This window comes from Parendozoicomonas verongulae (genome assembly GCF_009711465.1).
Classification (GTDB): Bacteria; Pseudomonadota; Gammaproteobacteria; order Pseudomonadales; family Endozoicomonadaceae; genus Sansalvadorimonas; species Sansalvadorimonas verongulae.
On record NZ_SMME01000303.1, the window covers coordinates 1 to 520 of the forward strand.

Sequence of the window (520 nt, forward strand, 5' to 3'; positions counted from 1 at the left end):
TCAGAGTATGAACTTACCTCCATACTATGGGAAAGGCTATCACTACTGGCAGGCGCCTTTTCCTCATAGACAAAGTAATCCAAGTGATCATGCGCCGGGTACCCCCAGTACACAAAATTCTGAGCGTCCACTTTTACAATATCGTACCCAGCACCACTCTGGTCACTCTCATATACAAGTAGATTACGGCATAAATAATGGCTTTCGTCTTCTGAACACCAACCCCAAAAGAGCGTTAGAAGAAGCCGAGATACTATTAAAAAAATGTGAGGGGGACCCAAACCAATATGTTCGTGTTGTGCAGTTAAAAGCCAGAGCTTTGTTTCTTCTGGAAAATTTTGATGGATGTATTGAATACATCAATTCCCTTTCAAATGACTTGCAAAACAATAAAGGCGTAGTCATGGCAAAAGCCAGAGCTTTACAAGCCAGAGGTTATTTGATGGAAGCTTTACCACTCTTTCAGCACCTTTATGTCAAATATTCAGCTTCTTTTAATGATGAAAAAAACCATGGAGTC

At 40.8% G+C, this 520-nt stretch carries 1 protein-coding gene; it reads left to right on the forward strand.

Annotated elements, in window-relative coordinates:
* Positions 1-520, forward strand: a 520-nt coding sequence (locus tag E1189_RS22260) for a hypothetical protein (RefSeq protein ID WP_230459852.1), incomplete at both ends; no start/stop codon positions are given.